Raw genomic sequence first — 16,421 nt, forward strand, 5'->3', positions numbered from 1 at the left:
TGGCAGGGGGTTCGGTTGGGGCATGGGGTCGCGTACTTCAGCCCCTTTTTTTGTTCTTGACGCTTGGGTATCGATGTTTGCTTCGGTGGTAGAACCCGCACCGGCTGCCGGGTACCTGTATTCGGGGTCGCCGTGAACCCATCCATGGGGGCTTGGCGGCAGCCATCCATTGCTGCCGACATCCCCGAATACAGGCACCCGGCATCCGGCGCTAGCCATCAGCGGACGTCGAAAACTCAGTAAAAGGAAAGCTCGCTCGGGATCCCTTAATAACACAACAAGACGGGACCAAATCATGATACATAGACACACCTATAGCCGGGCGCACTTGCGCCAAGGCCTTTGTACGTTGGCGGCGACTTGCGCTGTGTTGTTTTCTTCCTTATCCGGTCACGCCGAGTCGCTGGCCGAGCTGCATGTGCTGATTCCCGGTGGCCAGGGCGGTGGCTGGGATCTGACCGCGCGCACCGTCGGCGAGACGTTGCAGGGCACCGGTCTGGTCGGACGGGTCAGCTACGAAAACCGCACCGGTAACAGCGGCGGTGTGGCGCTGTCACATCTGGTGGAGGGCGTTCCGGAAAACGCCAACACCCTGATGGTGAACTCGACGCCGATCATTGTGCGCTCGGTGTCGAATATCTTCGATCACACCTACCGCGATCTGACGCCCGTTGCCGCTCTCATTGGTGACTACGGAGCGCTGGTAGTGGATGGTGACTCACCGTATCGCTCGTTTGACGAACTGGTTGCAGCGTTTGAAAAAGCACCTCATCGATTGCGTTTCGGTGGCGGCTCGGCGCGTGGCGACCTGGATAATATCGTCGCCGCGACCATCATGCGCGAGGCGGTCGGTAAACAGGCGCAGTTTCTGGAATACCGGGCCTACGACGGGGGCGGCCGGGCGATGGACGCGTTGCGTGCCGGTCGGGTGGATTGCCTGGTGACCGGTTTTGGCGAAGCCATCCAGTTGCAGCGTGATCAACAGATTCGCATTCTGGGGATTACGGCACAGAAACGCAGCCAGGCCTATCCCGATGTGCCGACCTTCGCTGAACAGGGTTATCGGGTCGATTTCGTAAACTGGCGCGGTTTCTTTGCGCCGCCGAACCTGGACGACCGGCACCTCAACGCCTACATCGACCTGTTCGATCGCCTGACCGCCAGTCCCGATTGGCAGACCGCCATGGCGCGACACGGATGGGTCTCGACTTATCGGACGGGTAAGGATTTCGAACGGTTTCTGAGCCGACAGGAAGATGAGTTGCTGGATGTTATGCGCGATCTGGGCATCTATTACCTGGGTTACTGACGCATCAGGGTATACCGGGTCGACGGAGGGCTGGTCGCATTGAATCGCCTTGATTAATCGCTATATACTTGGCTATATAACGAATTAAGGCTTTGCCCAAGGCGAGCCCAAGCCGGGAAAAACCATGACACTCAGGAGCAGACTGATCGGGGGGCTGATGTTGATCGGCGGGTGGGCTCATGCCGATACCCTGACCGTAGCGGTCGCGTCGAACTTCACTGCGCCGATGAACGACATTGCCGCCGCCTTTGAACAAGCGACCGGTCATACGGTGCAACTGGCGTTCGGTTCGTCCGGCAAGTTTTTCGCGCAAATTCGCAATGGCGCGCCGTTCGAAGTGTTTTTCTCGGCCGATCAGGCCAAACCCCGGGCGTTGGAGGAGCAGGGCAGCATCGTACCGGGCAGCCGTTTCACCTATGCCGTGGGCGCTCTGGCGCTCTGGTCATCGCGGGAGGATGTACCGGTCGACAACGCCGAGGTGCTGCGCCGGGGCAACTTCAACAAACTCGCGCTGGCGAACCTACGGTTGGCACCCTATGGCGCGGCCGCCGTGGAGGTTCTGGATGCTCTGGAACTGACCGAAGCCACCCGGCCGCACTGGGTACAAGGCGAGAACATTGCCCAGACCTATCAGTTCGTACGTACCGGTAACGCGGCGGTCGGGTTCGTGGCCTTGTCCCAGGTCATGTCGGATGGTGCGGTGCGGCACGGTTCGGCCTGGATCGTTCCGGGTCATCTGCACCCGCCGATCCGGCAGGACGTCGTGCTGTTGCCCCGGGGCGAGGGCAATGAGGCCGCCCGGGCGTTTCTTGACTATGTCCGGGGCGAATCCGCCCGCGCCATCATCGAATCCTACGGTTATACGGTGCCCGCATCCCCATGACCTTCTCCGACGCCGACCTGGCCGCGATCTGGCTGACCCTGAAACTGGCGACCACGGTGACCGCGCTGTTGCTGGTTCTCGGCACGCCCATCGCCTGGTGGTTGGCGCGCACCCGGTCACGGTGGAAAGGGCCGGTGGGCGCGGTGGTGGCCCTGCCTTTGGTGTTGCCGCCGACGGTGCTCGGCTTCTATTTGCTGTTGGTCATGGGGCCCAATGGTTGGGTCGGTCAACTGACGCAGGCGTTGGGGCTGGGGTTGTTGCCCTTCACTTTCTGGGGGCTGGTGGTCGCCTCGGTGTTTTATTCCCTGCCGTTCGTGGTGCAGCCAATCCATAACGCCATCGAAGCGCTGGGCGAGCGGCCGCTGGAGACGGCCGCGACTCTGCGTGCCGGGCCCTGGGACCGGTTTTTCACCGTGGTGTTGCCCATGGCCCGGCCCGGGTTCATCACCGCCGCGATCCTCGGCTTTGCCCACACCGTTGGGGAATTCGGGGTGGTGTTGATGATCGGCGGCAATATTCCGGGCGAGACGCGGGTCGTCTCGGTGCAGATTTATGATCATGTCGAGGCCCTGGCTTACGGCCAGGCCCATGGGCTCTCGGCCCTAATGGTCGCGTTTTCGTTTCTGGTGTTGTTGGGCCTGTATGGTTTTCAACGCAACGCCCGCTTCGGTATGACGTTCGGAGGCAGGCCATGAGCACTTCGCTGGAACCGGCCGAGCTCATTCAGGCACGTTTCCAACTTCGTTTTTCCGCTCAGACCTCGACCGGTTTCGCGCTGGATCTGGATACCGAATTTCCCGGGCGTGGTGTGACCGCGATATTCGGCCAGTCAGGCTCCGGCAAGACCACCTTGCTGCGTTGCGTGGCCGGGTTGGAGCGGGCCACCGACGGGCGATTGGTGGTCAAGGGCGAGGTCTGGCAGGACGAACAGGGTTTCCGGCCGACCCACAAACGACCGCTGGGTTATGTGTTTCAGGAATCGAGCCTCTTCCCGCACCTGACGGCGCAAGGCAATCTGGATTACGCCATCAAACGTTCCGGGTATCCGCACGACGAGGATCTTTATCAACGGGTGTTATCGATCATGGGTATTGAACCCGTACTGGAACGCTACCCGTCGCAACTGTCGGGCGGCGAGCGCCAGCGGGTGGCCATTGCCCGGGCGCTGTTGATCCGTCCGCGCCTGTTGCTGATGGACGAACCGCTGGCGTCGCTCGATGCCGCGCGCAAGCAGGAGATATTGCCTTATCTGGAAAAGCTGCACGCCAGTTTCGATCTGCCGATTCTGTACGTCAGCCATTCAGTCGATGAAGTGGCCCGTCTGGCCGATCAGGTTCTGGTGCTGGACGAGGGGCGCCTGATCGATCAGGGGCCGGTGTCCGAGGTGCTCTCGCATCTCGACCGGTCGCTGGGGATGGGCGAGGACGCCGGCGTCGTCTTGCAAGGCCGGGTCACGGAGCGCGACAACCGGTGGCACCTGGCGCGTGTTGCTTTTGACCGTGGTGAGCTATGGATCGGTGACGGCGGGGACCCCGTCGGCCAGCCGCTGCGTCTACGGATTTTGGCGCGTGACATCAGCCTGGCGCACAGCCCGCATGCGGATACCAGTGTGTTGAACCAGCTTCCTGTCGAGGTCGAGGACATCGCGGACGATCACAACCCGGCCATGGCCTGGGTCCGGCTGAAGGCAGGATCCGAGCGACTGATCGCAAGGGTGACGCGGCGCTCGGTCGCCCATTTGGCGTTGGCGCCGGGCCAGCGGATCTGGGCCTACATCAAGTCCGTGGCGATTGTTCGTTAGGAGGCTGTTGTTCCAGAATAGAGGTCGTAACACAGGCAAGGTCTTTTGGCACAATTTGCGCTCAGAGAGTAGGTTGGATCGGTCCGACGCTTCGGTAGCGCGTGAGCGCGTAATCCAACATCCAAACCGTGATCGTGTTGCAGACCGTGCCAACGATGAACCTGTTGGATTACACCTTCGGCTACCGAGACGTCGGACCGATCCAATCTACTCGACTATTCCCGGAGAACCTTCTAGTCGTCTTTCAGCAGAATCACACTCGATGCCTTGAAGATCGCACTGGCGGCCTGCCCGACTTCCAGGTCGAGCTCTTCGACGCTGATGTTGGTGATCACGGCACAGACCGTCTTGCCGTCACCCAGATCCAGAGTGACTTCGCTGTTCACCGCGCCCCTCACGACCCGAACGATTGGCCCGGTCAGTTTGTTGCGGGCGCTGGTGGCGAGGGCGGTATCCGTGCTCAGAATCACCGAGGACGCCTTCACCAGAGCCACGGCTGTGGCGCCCACCGCAAGATCCAGCCGTTCCAGACTGTCCTGGGTGATGATGGCGGCCACGGACTGGTCCCGGCTGATGCTCAGTGTCACCTCGGTATCCACGGTGCCCGGTGTGATCTGCGTAACAGTCCCCCGAAACTGATTGCGCGCGCTGGTGACCATGGAACCGCTCCTTAGGAAATGGGCTACATCGTTGATGGATTGAACGCGGTGCCCCAGGCGTTCGATGAAGTGACGGTGTTCTTCCCGCAGCGCCTGAAAGCCGCGCACAATGTCCCGCCCGAAATCGGTCAAGGCCGTACCGCCGCCCTTTGCGCCCCCCGCCGAGCGGGTCACCATGGGCTGGCTCGCCAGGTTGTTCATGGCATCGATCCGGTCCCAGGCCGTCTTGTAACTGATGCCGACCTGCTTGGCCGCCCTGGAGATGGACCCGCATTCATCCACAGCCCGCAGCAACTCGATCTGCGAGGCCGCGAACGCCTGTTCGCTGTCGGTGAGCAGGAAGACATCGCCGCGCAGGCGGCCGGGGTGGTCGGGCATCGGGAGTCCTGTGGGTCGGGGCATACGAAGACGGTCCGGCTATTGTGGTGGGCCTATACCCGCCAATCAAGTGCAGACCGACCGCAGTGCGGTGAGCGGTGGCGGAAGATCACTCCTGGGACCGGTGGCTTGTGGGTGGACTGAATTAAGACTATATTTGGTCCTCTGTGCACAGTCGGTGACCGTCATGAAACTTTCCAATCGCATCAAACCCATCAGCTACCTCAAGTCTCACACAGCCGAAATCGCCCGGACCATCGGCGAGCAGGACGGCCCTCTCTACATCACACAGAACGGGGAGGCCAAACTTGTGGTTCAGGATGTGGACAGTTATGAGCAGACATTGGAAACGCTCGCTCTGTTGAAGATCCTGGCTCTGGGTAATCGCCAGATCGACAATGACAAGGTGACATCCGTCAGCGAGGGGATGGCGCGTATTCGCGAAAGAAAGCAGGATTCGTGATGGGGTATGCCGTCAAGCTGACCGCGGATGCCTTGTACGATCTCGAAAACCTGTATGAATACATTGTTTCCCATGATTCACCCGCTAAGGCGGATTACGTACTTGATCAAATCGAAACGGTCATCAACGGCTTGTCCGATTCTCCGAATCGAGGATCAATCCCGAAAGAACTACGGTCAGTCGGCATCAGTGACTATCGGGAGCTCTTTTTCAAACCGTATCGCATCCTCTATCGAGTGAGGGCGGACCAGGTCTTTGTCATGCTGGTGACCGATGGTCGACGCGATATGCAGAGTTTATTACAGCGTCGATTGTTGCGGGTCTGACCGATGCGGTTGACTCGGATTATCGTTACCTCACCATAAAGGTTTCCAGTAAAAAAGGATTTCCTAATGCCCAAAGCTCAACCCATATCAGTCCAGGAGATGCTGGACAGTGTCCGTTTCCTTCCGGATCGCACACCCCATACCACTGACAAAGAAGCCGCACCCGCGTTCGCCACGCTATCCGATTATCGGGACGGTGGCCTGTTTGTTGGCCATTTCGCGGGCAACAGCGAATGGGAGCGTCATTCCCAGGGCGACGAGATTGTTTATGTCCTGGACGGCACAACCCGGTTGTTTTTGTGGGTGGAGGGCGAAGAACAAGGTCACGACCTGAAAGCAGGCGAGCTGATGGTTGTGCCGCAAAACATCTGGCACCGGTTCGAAGCGCCCGACGGCGTGAAGATTATGGCTGTCACACCGCAGCCGACCGACCATCGAGTGGATCGACCGGAATGATTTTGATCGGTGGCGCGTCAGTGGCCTGGGGAATGACCTTCCTGGCTCGACAACTCTGCCCCGCCACGTAACAAACCCAACTGCAATTGATGCGACGCTACCGCCACTTCGGCGGCTTCCTGCTGCAATTTATCGTGTTTGACGAGCCATACGGCCACTTCGGCCCAATCGTATAGTGGTGTGGGGCTATCAAGCCCGTAAATCGGCTTCGGAAAACCTTTTGGACCCCGGGTTCCTTTCGCATAGTAATTGACGGCGGCGCGAGTCAATTGAGTGCGACGGGCGATATCGGAGAGATTGACAACCCCACCTTCTTGATACGAGCGGATTTGGAACCCGGCGTTTTTGATCGCCAGTGTTGCGCTGTTCAACGCGTCCAGCGCTGTTTCTGCTTCCCGGTCGAATTCCAGATAGACCGTTTCCCCATAGGCGCATACCAGGGCATCATCACAGCCGGCTTCGAACAGACGATCTTCAAGGTTCTCTGAATCGGGGTTGGCGTTGCCGAGAACGATGGAAAAATGAAAGGTTTTCATATCTTACCTCCCGTTTTGGGAAAACGACCGGTTAACTTAAAACTTGATCTGGAAGGCATTGATTTACTTTTCGCTCAATTTGACGAGCATGATTGGTCGGATTTCTAGGCGTGCTCCATACACTCATTTGGTGTTCCTTGTGTTCTGGGCTTCCATCGCCACAACGCAATCTGCAAAAACAGTGTGATGACCGTCCTGTCTCGACCCATTTCCAACCGGACCTGAGAGCATAATCGATCGCTGCCTGAATCTCCTTGTTGGGATGTTTTTTCATAACGCGCCAAATGCGTATCCTTGTCCAAGCAATTTCTTCACATTACACGATGTGTTTACATGTGTCAACGACCGGATTTCTTGAATTCTTACGCAAAGATTACGCCCGCTTTGTCTCCCTTATAGCGCTCTTACGCCCCTACGGCCTAGCATTTCCGGTGCAGTACTCGCCGTTCGAGGCCACCGATATGCTGGAACTGAAACCGGCTCTAAAGATCGCCACCTTCGCCATGATCATCTGGTCGTTTTGCATGATCTCGACGCTGATTCTGGCCGATTTCGGGAATCCGCGCGAAGTGCAGTCGATCATTCTCAGTGCTTTAATTTGCCTGGCGATTGGCCTGACGTGCTTCATGTTCAGCCGCGGTGAACTGAATCGGATGCGTCCGCGTCCCATGTTCCTGGTCACAGCCTTCAATTGGGGGTTGTTGTGTGTGACGGGGGCTCTTCCTCTGTACTTGGGCTGGCCGGGCATCAGTTGGGTGGATGCGTTGTTCGAGAGCGTCTCGGGGGTAACCACCACGGGCTCCACGGTTCTGACCGATCTGGATGATGCGCCACCGACGCTGCTGCTGTGGCGTTCGATGAGCCAATGGGTGGGCGGCATCGGTATTATCCTGATGGCGGTGGCGGTACTGCCGTTTTTGAAGGTCGGGGGCATGCGGTTGTTCCAGACCGAATCGTCCGAGTGGTCCGATCTGCACAGCAACCGAGTCGGTCGAGTCGCCGCCTGGATCGGTGTCGCCTACACCGTCCTGACCGTGATCGCTTTTCTGGTCTACTGGGCGCTTGGCATGTCGGCGTTCAACGCGGTCAATCATGCCATGACCAGTCTGGCCACCGGCGGGTATTCCACCTCCGATTCGTCCTTCGGTCAGTTCGCGAATCCGGCCCTGGTCTGGGCGGGAAGCATCTTCATGCTGCTCGGTGGGCTGCCATTCATGCTGTACGTGCAATCGGCCCGGCAGCGCCGGTGGGTGCTCTTGCAGGATGTCCAGGTGCGCTTGTTGCTGAAACTGGTGGCGGCTGCCGGTCTCACCATCGCTCTGGTACGTTGGTGGTCCGGCGCCGATGGGGGGCTCTTTTCCTTGTTGACCCATGCCGTGTTCAATGTGGTCTCGGTGATCACGACCACCGGTTACGCAACCGAGGATTACACGTTATGGGGCAGCTATGCCGTTCTCCTGTTCGTGTTTCTGATGTTCAGCGGCGCCTGTTCGGGCTCCACTTCGGGTGGTGTAAAGTTGTTTCGATATCAGTTGCTGGCCTTGTTCATGCGTGAGAATCTGTTCCAGTCTTTGCACCCGTCGGGCCGGTTTTCTCGTCAGTACAATCAGCGGCCGGTCAGTGAAGGCGTGCTGGTCGCCTCGCTGGCGTTCGTCTTCATGGTGATTCTGAGTCTGATCGGGTTCACACTGGCGCTGGCATTGACTGGGCTGGACACTGTGACTGCCGGATCGGCCGCGCTGACGGCACTGATGAACGTTGGACCCGGATTTGGCGACACCATCGGTCCGGCCGGGAATTTCGCCAGCCTGAACGCTCCCGCCAAGCTGATCCTGTGTGTGGCCATGGTGATGGGGCGCCTGGAATATCTGGCCTTGATCATACTGTTTACGCCCCGCTTCTGGCGTTGGTAAGGACTGCGCATGCCACTGACTCTGAAACTGGGTTCCACCGCGGCCATCAGCGTCGGACTGCCCATCCTGGTGACCGGTCTCGGCTACCTGCCGACGGACTGGATCAGCCATTCCACACTGTTGATGCTCTATCTGATGGCAGTGCTGTATTGCGCGCTGAAAACGGATTGGCGCGGAGTACTGGTCAGCGCCGTTCTGGCGTTTTTGCTGTTCAACTATTTTCATACCCAGCCGCGCTACAGCCTGTGGATGCACGATGTGTCCGAGCTGATGGCTGCGTTGGCCTTCATCGTGTTCGCTTTGCTGGCCGGCGGGCTGGCCAACCGCTTGCGTCGTCAGGTGTTGCAGTTACAGTTTCAGGAACGATTCCTGACGGCTCAGCTGGACCTGATCAATGCGCCATCCGACAGTGATACCGAGGTCGAGTTCCATGACCTCCTGAACCGGTTCGCGGAGCGTGTATTCGGCGACCGTTTGTCGCTGCACCTGGCGCCGGACGAGACCGACCCTCTGACCGGCGCCCGGGCACTGAAAGTGACCCTGACATCGGATCGGGGTTTGCCCCGGGGCTGGGAAACGCTGATGCGTGGCCTGGGCGAACAAGTGGCGACCACCCTGGAAAAACAGCAGGCGCTGGTGGAGCGCAAACGGGCCGAACGCCGGGCGAATGAGGAAGGCTTGCGCAATGCGTTGCTCTCGTCCGTTTCGCACGATCTGAAAACACCGCTGGTGACCATGATGGGGTCGGCCACCAGCTTACGCGAACTGCATGAGGATCTGTCGGAAGCCGACCGGCTGGAACTGCTGGATTCGATCATCGATGAAAGTCGACGTCTGGAGCAATACATCCAGAACCTGCTGGACATGACTCGGCTGGGGCACGGCGAACTGTCGCTGAACCGACAATGGATCTCGGTCGACGAGCTGTACCATGTGGTTATTCGTCGGCTTGGTACACATGACATCCAACGTGTTCAATTCGAGTCACCGGCGGATGTACCGCCGCTCTGGGTGCACGCCGCCCTGATCGAGCAGGCGTTGTTCAACGCACTCGACAATGCCTTGAAAGCATCGCCGTCCGAGGCCGGGGTGCTGTTGACGGTTCGACTGGAAGCCGACCGGGTGCACCTGGATGTATGCGACCGGGGTGAAGGTTTGCCGCAATCCGAATGGGAGGCGGTGTTCGAACCGTTTTATTCCTTCACACGAGGGGACCAGTACACCAAAGGCTCCGGTTTGGGGCTGACCATTTGCCGGGGCATGTTGCGCGTCCATGGCGGCGACGCCTGCATCCTGCCCGCACCCGAAGGTTACGGCCACCGTTTACGGCTCACCCTGCCTTTGACGACCCCGCAAGCCAGTGAGACCCGCAGTGATGACGACGATACTGACGATTGACGACGAACCGCAAATCCGCCGATTTCTGCGCATCAGCCTGACGTCGCAGGGGTTCGATGTGATTGAAGCCGAGGACGGTCGAACCGGGTTGGCGCAGGCTGCGCTGGCGAAGCCGGATCTGGTGATCCTGGATCTGGGGCTTCCGGACCTGGACGGAAAGGAGGTGCTGCGGCAGTTGCTCGTTGAACAACCGGTGCCGGTTCTGGTGCTATCGGTACGGTCGTCGGAATTGGAAAAGGTCACAGCGCTGGACATGGGGGCCGAGGATTATGTGGTCAAACCCTTCAGCGTGAACGAACTGCTGGCGCGCGTACGGCGCATCCTGGCTTCGCGCGGCCCAGCGACCAGTGTCGCCGCCGAGCCGGGCTACCAGGACGACCGGTTACTGATCGATACCGAACAGCACCGCCTGCTGTGTGATGGTCAAACGGTCAATCTGACGCGTAAGGAATGGGCTGTGTTAAGCCGATTGATCCAGTCGCCGGGCCGGCTGGTTACGCAATCCAGTTTGTTGGAATCCATTTGGGGAAAAACGCACCGGGACGATACCCAGTACCTGCGAAACGTGATTCGTCAGCTGCGACTGAAACTCGGTGACGACGCCGCCAACCCGTATTATCTGGAAACGGAACCGGGCGTTGGCTATCGATTCCTCGACCGGCGATGTTGAGCGGCCTATTGAACCACCAGTTTTAATCCAATGGCTGTGATCGCGTCACCCTCCATCTGGCGGATGGTGAGGCGTAGCGGACCGAGGCGGATGCGATCGCCGACCACGGGGTGTTTGCCCAGGCGACGCGACGGCAGGCCCGCCAGGCTGAGCGCCATTTCCGAATCGTCGACCCGGATTCCGTAGGAACTGACCAAATCGCTCACCCGGGCGTCCGGTTTGAGTACGAATTCGCCATAGAAATTGTGCGCGGCGAGCAGTCCGTGCCGGGCCTGGCCGGAAAACTGACCGGCCACGTCGTCGATGTCTTCGCTGCGCAACAGCATCCAGACCCGGTCGCCTTCCTGAAAGCGCGGCGGGAAGTCGACTTCGACCGGCCGGCCGCCTCGAATCAGGGCAACGCATTGCGGGTTTGCGGCTTCCTGCTGACCGGTGAAAAACAAGGAGGACAACACCGGTGCGCCCGGCCGTACCTCGAATTCATCCAGTTCCAGGTTCATCTCCGGTTCCCGGACCAGAGGGTAGCGTTTCAACGGCGCCGGCGTGGGTGGAATCACCACTTTCAGCCAGCGTGCCATGACCGGCACTGTGGAGCCCTGGATCAGCAACGAGACCAGGACGACGGCGAAGGTGATGTCGAAGATCAACTGGGAATTGGACAGACCCGCCATCACCGGGTAGATCGCCAGCACGATGGGCACGGCCCCGCGCAAGCCCACCCAACCGATATAGGCGCGTTCGCGCCATTGAAACCGGAACGGCAACAGGCACAGCACCACCGCCAGCGGCCGGGCGAACAGGATCAGGAAGACGGCGACGGTGAGCGCGACCAGGCCGTGTTCGAGCGCATCCGTCGGTGTCACCAGCAACCCGAGGATCAGGAACATGCCGGCCTGAGCCAGCCAGGCCAGACCGTCCATGATTTGCGAGACGGCTTCGACCGGTTTGACGCGGGCGTTTCCGATGGTCAGGCCCACCAGGTAAACCGCCAGAAAACCGCTGCCGCCGATGCGGTTCACACCGGCGAACACCACGACGCCGAAGGACAGGATCAGCAACGCATAGAGCCCGTCGGCCAGCTTGAGGTGGCGCAACAACAAGGTCAGCAAACGACCACCGGCCCAGCCTATGGCGCCCCCGAGCAGGAACTGCAGCAGGATGGTGTACAGCACAACCCCGGGCGTCAGTTCGGCCTCACCCGACAACAAATCGATAATGATGACGACCAGAAAAATGGCCATCGGGTCATTGGCGCCGGATTCTATTTCCAGCGTGCCACCGACCCGTTCGTTCAACTGGATTCCGCTGTTGCGTAGCAGGTTAAATACGGCCGCCGCATCCGTTGACCCGACAATGGCACCGAGCAGCAAGCCGTAACGCAGGTCGATGTCGAGCAGCCAGGTGGCGAACAGGCCGACGCTGGCCGCGGTGAGCAACACGCCGAGGCTGGCCAGGGTGACCGAGGGCCAGAGCGCTGCGCGAAACGTACTGGCCTTGGTGCGCATGCCGCCGTCGAGCAGGATCACCGCCAGGGCCAGGTTGCCGACCAGAAAGGCGAGGTTGAAGTTGTCGAACGGAATCCGGCCGATGCCGTCCTCGCCGGCCAGCATGCCGATACCCAGGAACAGCAACAGAAAAGGCAGACCGAAACGGACCGTCAGCGAACTGGCCAGGATGCCGATCAGCAGCAAGAGGGCGCCGATCAGCAGCAGTGCATTAATGTCGACACTCACGTCAACGGGCTCCCTCCTTCAGTGCTTGAGTCAGTGTTTTCGTAGCGTGGCTCAATCCGGTTGAATCGGTGTTTCGAAACCGGGGGGTTTCAGCGCCAGAATCGAACAGTCGACGCTCTGTAACAGCGATTCGGCGGTGTTGCCGATCAACAGGCCGGCCACACCGCTGCGGCTCAGGGTACCCAAGACCAACAGGTCGATGTCCAGATTCCGGACCATGCGATCGATGACCTCCGTCGCCGGCCCCGGCTCGACATGGATCTGGCATTGAGCAGCCCGTTCGCCCAGGGTGGTTTGACCGAGGTGCGTCAATCGGCTGAGCAGCGACCGGGCCAGATCCTTCTTCATGCGCTCGATTGCGACCGGATCCAGTCCGCCGTGGATTTGCAGGAAGCTCTCGTTGTCGAGCTGGCTGGCTTGCACCAGATGACAGGCCGTCTGCAGGCGATCGCGGATCGCATCGGCGGTTTCAATGATATGCGGGTTCAGTGAACGGCGTTTGTTCGACTCATCACCGGGGTCGTCCTGGTTCAGGTCCACGGCGGCCAGCAGCTGCCGGGGCGGCTGATGTACACCACGACGAACGACCCAGACCGGGCAAGGCGCCTTGCGAATCAGGTGCTGGGCCAGGCTGCCGAGTAACCGATGTTCCAGGTCTGGCGTCTCGCCCGCCAATACGATCAGATCGACCGATTCCGACTGCACCCGTCGAACCACCTCGACCAGGGGTTTGCCGAAGGCTACATAGGCTGTGGCATCGATACCCTGGGTACCAAAATCGTCGGCCAGGGCGGTCAGTTCGTTGTCGGCTTGTTCGCGCAGCCGGTTTTTCAATGTCGCCGCGTCCGGCAGCCGGGTGGAAAACCGCCAGTGGACGGACGGTTCCCGCAGCACCGTCATCACTGTCAGTCGGGCACCGAATGCCAGGCACAGCTGCCGTGCCTGGCGCAAGGCGCTGTCCTGGTTCAGCTCCGGCTGCGAGTAGAGCAGGATGTGGCTGGGGGCGAACATGGGCAATCTCCTGGTTCGGTTCAACGGGGTGCGTTCCGGTCCGCCTGAAGGATCAGGCGGGCGGCCTGGTCGGCCGCGTCGCGGAACGGCAGAAACACCAGATCCACACCTTCCCGGGTCAGGGCATCGACTTCGCTCGGCCGGTGAGTGGTTACTGCGACACGCCCTCGATAGTCATGTTGCCTGAGTGCGTTCAGCAAGACCAGACGTGGGTCCTCGTGTGTCAGACTGGTGTCCGAGCCCCGGACCGTCGATATGATCCAGTCGGTGTGCGACAAGGGCAGATAGCCGATAAAGTCCGGGTCGCACGCGTCACCGTAGAAGGCTTCCATTCCGTTTTCCCGGCACATCTGCACCACTTCGGGATTGAAATCGACCACGGCCAATTTCAAACCCTGGGTCTGGAGTTGCCAGCCGATTTCCGACCCGAAGCGACCATAACCGTAAATGATGGCATCGTAATGGCGCGACATCGGATGGGGTTCTTCCGGGTTCGAGTCGGACTGGCCCCTCCGCTCGAACGCGCCGAGATAGGGTTCAAGCCAGCGATATAGGGTATGAGAATAGGTGATCATATAGACTGAAATCACAATGGTGATCAGCCCCACCAGCGTAACTAGACCCAGGGCTTCGGTACCGACATGACCCAGCGTCAGACCCATGGCGATGAACACCAGGGAGAATTCGCTGATTTGCGCCACTGTCAAACCGGCCAGGAAACCGGTGCGTTTGCCGTACCCCATAAACCCCATGATGATCATAACGATCAGCGGATTACCGATCAGCACGAACGCCGACAGGACCAAGGCCGGTATCACCTGGGCTCCCAGCAGATGCAGATCCAGCTCGCTACCAAGGGCGATGAAGAAAAACAATAACAGGAAATCCCGCAGCGAGGACATGCGCGAGACGATGGCCTCCCGGTAGGGCGTCGACGCCAGGGCCACCCCGGCGAGCAAGCCGCCCAGCTCCATGCTGAACCCAAGCCGGTGGCCGATGGCCGCCATCAGGGAGGCCAGTCCGAGACCGAATACCAGCAGTAATTCGGAGGAGGCGGCCACGCGTTTCATCAGCGGGTTGGCCAACCAGCGAATGAATACCCCCACCACGGCGACCATGACCAGAGCGCCCAGGCCGATACCGATCAAGCGATCCGGTACTGTCTGTCCGGAATCATCACCGGCCCCCATGCCGAGGGCGGACAAGGCGATCATGGCGAGTACGACAACCACGTCCTGGACGATCAGAAAGCCGATGGCGATCTTGCCGTGCAGTGAATCGACCTCGCGTTTGTCGGACAGCAACTTGACGATAATGATGGTGCTGGAAAAGGTCAGGGCGATGGCGATGTAAGCCGCGGTTACCGCATCCAACCCCAATAGGAGCGACAAAGCGAACCCGACGAGGGATGTGAACACCACCTGGCCCAGGCCGGTGGCGACGGCCACGCGACCGAGGGTGCGAATCAGCGTCAGATCGAGCTTCAGACCAACCAGAAACAACAGGACGGCGATGCCCAGTTCGGCCAGCAACTGAATGTACTCGGTGTCCCGGACCAGCCCCAGGACCGACGGCCCGGCGAGGATGCCGACGGCGATGAAGGTAACGACCATAGGCTGACGCAACCGTTGACCGATCAAACCGAGGACCGCCGCCAACGCGAGCAAGGCGGTCAATTCGTAGAAGGGGTTGGTGTGAATCAGCTCCAGCAAGGGGGCTCCTCCAATCAATCGAACGGGTTGGATTTCAGGTTCATCGAATACCGGCAGGCCTATAACTTACCTCTTTCGGGTCGTTCCGCATGGATGCGGATCAATGAAATGGGTTAAGGTTCGTGTAAAGCCCTCCATCTTCAAGCACCGGGACGCTCAATGCTGGCCGACAAGATCAAGAACTTTGAGACAAACATCCTGCTGTACGGCATCACCCCGCCCAAGAAAGGCACCGAGGCGGACAAGATCCGCGACATCGCCGACCGTCAAATGGCTCGCCTGCGATCGCACGACATCGACGGGCTCATTCTCTACGACATTCAGGACGAAGCGACCCGGACGGACGAGGAGCGGCCTTTCCCGTTCATCGAAACACTGGACCCGTACGATTACGCCCAACAGCACCTGTCGGAACTGGCGGTGCCGAAAATCATCTATCGCGCCGTGGGTAAATACGCACCGGACGAGCTGGCCGACTTCCTCAATCGGGCGTCACCGGACCAGACGCTGACGGTCTTCGTCGGGGCCGCCTCCCGTTCCCAGAAAGTCGCGCTGACCCTGCCCAAAGCCTATCGACTGAAGCAGGAAACCGGCTCGGAGTTGGTGTTGGGCGGGGTGACGATCCCCGAACGGCACACCAGCAAAGGCGACGAGCACCTCAGAGTATTCGAAAAAGTCGCCCAGGGCTGCCGATTCTTCGTCTCCCAGGGTGTCTACGACATCAACGCCTCGAAGAACCTGCTCTCCGAGTATTACTACTATGGCCGGGAGCAGGGCATTCCGCTGGCCCCCATCATCTTCACATTGACGCCATGCGGCTCGCAGAAAACACTGCAGTTCATGAAGTGGCTGGGCATCAGCATCCCCAAGTGGCTGGAAAACGAGCTGATCCACAGCCCGGACACCATCGACCGGTCCCTGGAATTCTGCGAGCAGAACTGGCTGGAGCTGAAACGCTTCGCCGACGAAAAAGGCATTCCCATCGGCTGCAACGTCGAGAGCGTGGCGATCCGCAAGGTGGAGGTCGATGCCTCCATCGAACTGCTCGAGCGGGTGGCGCGCAGCATGGGGCGGTGATGCCGCCCCGGCCACGGCCCGTTTTCAACCCTTCCGACCGCCCCTCGAAATCCTGAAAACGTCTGTTTCAGGTTGACTTCACCGTGTGAACCTCTA

At 59.8% G+C, this 16,421-nt stretch carries 16 protein-coding genes; 11 read left to right on the plus strand and 5 right to left on the minus strand.

The genetic code is table 11. From position 1 onward, the window contains the following. The first annotated feature begins 367 nt into the window (after window positions 1–367). The 4 genes from IE111_RS07465 to modC all read left to right on the plus strand — a co-directional run bounded on the left by IE111_RS07465 (window position 368) and on the right by modC (window position 3,993). Entirely contained in the window at window positions 368–1,309 is a 942-nt protein-coding gene (locus tag IE111_RS07465) for a tripartite tricarboxylate transporter substrate binding protein (protein WP_189607924.1), read from the plus strand. 124 nt (window positions 1,310–1,433) lie between these two features. After that, a complete protein-coding gene (gene modA, locus IE111_RS07470; protein ID WP_189607925.1) occupies window positions 1,434–2,192 on the plus strand; it encodes a molybdate ABC transporter substrate-binding protein in 759 nt (252 codons plus the stop codon). Continuing rightward, a complete protein-coding gene (gene modB / locus IE111_RS07475) occupies window positions 2,189–2,887 on the plus strand; it encodes a molybdate ABC transporter permease subunit (protein ID WP_189607926.1) in 699 nt (232 codons plus the stop codon). Before modA ends, modB begins: the two co-directional genes overlap by 4 nt. Then, window positions 2,884–3,993, plus strand: a complete 1,110-nt coding sequence (gene modC / locus IE111_RS07480) for a molybdenum ABC transporter ATP-binding protein (protein WP_189607927.1) — start codon at window positions 2,884–2,886, stop codon at window positions 3,991–3,993. The genes modB and modC overlap by 4 nt, the downstream gene beginning before the upstream one ends. A gap of 233 nt (window positions 3,994–4,226) precedes the next feature. Here the strand turns inward: modC and IE111_RS07485 are convergent, their stop codons facing one another. Further along, window positions 4,227–5,030 (minus strand): TOBE domain-containing protein, encoded by an 804-nt coding sequence (locus tag IE111_RS07485; RefSeq protein ID WP_189607928.1) that lies wholly within the window; start codon window positions 5,028–5,030, stop codon window positions 4,227–4,229. 187 nt (window positions 5,031–5,217) lie between these two features. Between IE111_RS07485 and IE111_RS07490 the strand changes: the two genes are divergently transcribed. From IE111_RS07490 to IE111_RS07500, 3 genes are all read left to right on the plus strand, one after another. Continuing rightward, window positions 5,218–5,493: a type II toxin-antitoxin system Phd/YefM family antitoxin gene (locus tag IE111_RS07490; protein ID WP_189607929.1), complete on the plus strand. Its 276-nt coding sequence runs from the start codon at window positions 5,218–5,220 to the stop codon at window positions 5,491–5,493. Next, the gene (locus IE111_RS07495; RefSeq protein WP_189607930.1) at window positions 5,493–5,819 is read left to right on the plus strand and encodes a type II toxin-antitoxin system RelE/ParE family toxin; all 327 of its coding nucleotides are present in this window, start codon (window positions 5,493–5,495) and stop codon (window positions 5,817–5,819) included. Before IE111_RS07490 ends, IE111_RS07495 begins: the two co-directional genes overlap by 1 nt. 66 nt (window positions 5,820–5,885) lie before the next feature. Beyond that, complete coding sequence (locus IE111_RS07500) at window positions 5,886–6,275, plus strand: cupin domain-containing protein (RefSeq protein ID WP_189607931.1); 390 nt, start codon at window positions 5,886–5,888, stop codon at window positions 6,273–6,275. A gap of 17 nt (window positions 6,276–6,292) precedes the next feature. On the opposite strand, the gene IE111_RS07505 is transcribed toward IE111_RS07500, so the two are convergent. Continuing rightward, entirely contained in the window at window positions 6,293–6,811 is a 519-nt protein-coding gene (locus IE111_RS07505; RefSeq protein ID WP_189607932.1) for an XRE family transcriptional regulator, read from the minus strand. 461 nt (window positions 6,812–7,272) lie between these two features. Here IE111_RS07505 and IE111_RS07510 point away from each other — a divergent pair, with 461 nt between their 5' ends. The 3 genes from IE111_RS07510 to IE111_RS07520 are packed head-to-tail and all read left to right on the plus strand — an operon-like array spanning window position 7,273 to window position 10,792. Continuing rightward, entirely contained in the window at window positions 7,273–8,724 is a 1,452-nt protein-coding gene (locus tag IE111_RS07510) for a TrkH family potassium uptake protein (RefSeq protein ID WP_189607933.1), read from the plus strand. Between the two features lie 9 nt (window positions 8,725–8,733). Beyond that, the gene (locus tag IE111_RS07515; RefSeq protein WP_189607934.1) at window positions 8,734–10,122 is read left to right on the plus strand and encodes a sensor histidine kinase; all 1,389 of its coding nucleotides are present in this window, start codon (window positions 8,734–8,736) and stop codon (window positions 10,120–10,122) included. Continuing rightward, complete coding sequence (locus tag IE111_RS07520; RefSeq protein WP_189607935.1) at window positions 10,100–10,792, plus strand: response regulator; 693 nt, start codon at window positions 10,100–10,102, stop codon at window positions 10,790–10,792. The genes IE111_RS07515 and IE111_RS07520 overlap by 23 nt, the downstream gene beginning before the upstream one ends. A 5-nt stretch (window positions 10,793–10,797) precedes the next feature. On the opposite strand, the gene IE111_RS07525 is transcribed toward IE111_RS07520, so the two are convergent. From IE111_RS07525 to IE111_RS07535, 3 genes are read right to left on the minus strand one after another with little or no spacing between them, the layout of a single operon-like run. After that, complete coding sequence (locus IE111_RS07525; RefSeq protein WP_189607936.1) at window positions 10,798–12,525, minus strand: potassium/proton antiporter; 1,728 nt, start codon at window positions 12,523–12,525, stop codon at window positions 10,798–10,800. Window positions 12,526–12,576: 51 nt separating this feature from the next. After that, the gene (locus tag IE111_RS07530; protein ID WP_189607937.1) at window positions 12,577–13,536 is read right to left on the minus strand and encodes a universal stress protein; all 960 of its coding nucleotides are present in this window, start codon (window positions 13,534–13,536) and stop codon (window positions 12,577–12,579) included. A 20-nt stretch (window positions 13,537–13,556) separates the two neighbouring features. Next, window positions 13,557–15,248 (minus strand): cation:proton antiporter, encoded by a 1,692-nt coding sequence (locus tag IE111_RS07535; RefSeq protein ID WP_189607938.1) that lies wholly within the window; start codon window positions 15,246–15,248, stop codon window positions 13,557–13,559. A 159-nt stretch (window positions 15,249–15,407) separates the two neighbouring features. Here IE111_RS07535 and IE111_RS07540 point away from each other — a divergent pair, with 159 nt between their 5' ends. Further along, window positions 15,408–16,325, plus strand: coding sequence for a methylenetetrahydrofolate reductase (locus IE111_RS07540; RefSeq protein WP_189607939.1), 918 nt, complete (start codon window positions 15,408–15,410; stop codon window positions 16,323–16,325). Window positions 16,326–16,421 lie beyond the last annotated feature (96 nt).

It is taken from the genome of Saccharospirillum salsuginis (assembly GCF_014651855.1).
GTDB classification, from domain to species: Bacteria; Pseudomonadota; Gammaproteobacteria; order Pseudomonadales; family Natronospirillaceae; genus Saccharospirillum; species Saccharospirillum salsuginis.

Bases quoted from the DNA above. Each gene is read 5' to 3' on its own strand.
- modA (WP_189607925.1), top strand. From the start codon at position 1,434: ATGACACTCAGGAGCAGACTGATCGGGGGGCTGATGTTGATCGGCGGG.
- modB (WP_189607926.1), top strand. From the start codon at position 2,189: ATGACCTTCTCCGACGCCGACCTGGCCGCGATCTGGCTGACCCTGAAA.
- modC (WP_189607927.1), top strand. From the start codon at position 2,884: ATGAGCACTTCGCTGGAACCGGCCGAGCTCATTCAGGCACGTTTCCAA.
- IE111_RS07485 (WP_189607928.1), bottom strand. From the start codon at position 5,030: ATGCCCGACCACCCCGGCCGCCTGCGCGGCGATGTCTTCCTGCTCACC.
- IE111_RS07490 (WP_189607929.1), top strand. From the start codon at position 5,218: ATGAAACTTTCCAATCGCATCAAACCCATCAGCTACCTCAAGTCTCAC.
- IE111_RS07495 (WP_189607930.1), top strand. From the start codon at position 5,493: ATGGGGTATGCCGTCAAGCTGACCGCGGATGCCTTGTACGATCTCGAA.
- IE111_RS07500 (WP_189607931.1), top strand. From the start codon at position 5,886: ATGCCCAAAGCTCAACCCATATCAGTCCAGGAGATGCTGGACAGTGTC.
- IE111_RS07505 (WP_189607932.1), bottom strand. From the start codon at position 6,811: ATGAAAACCTTTCATTTTTCCATCGTTCTCGGCAACGCCAACCCCGAT.
- IE111_RS07510 (WP_189607933.1), top strand. From the start codon at position 7,273: ATGCTGGAACTGAAACCGGCTCTAAAGATCGCCACCTTCGCCATGATC.
- IE111_RS07515 (WP_189607934.1), top strand. From the start codon at position 8,734: ATGCCACTGACTCTGAAACTGGGTTCCACCGCGGCCATCAGCGTCGGA.
- IE111_RS07520 (WP_189607935.1), top strand. From the start codon at position 10,100: ATGACGACGATACTGACGATTGACGACGAACCGCAAATCCGCCGATTT.
- IE111_RS07530 (WP_189607937.1), bottom strand. From the start codon at position 13,536: ATGTTCGCCCCCAGCCACATCCTGCTCTACTCGCAGCCGGAGCTGAAC.
- IE111_RS07540 (WP_189607939.1), top strand. From the start codon at position 15,408: ATGCTGGCCGACAAGATCAAGAACTTTGAGACAAACATCCTGCTGTAC.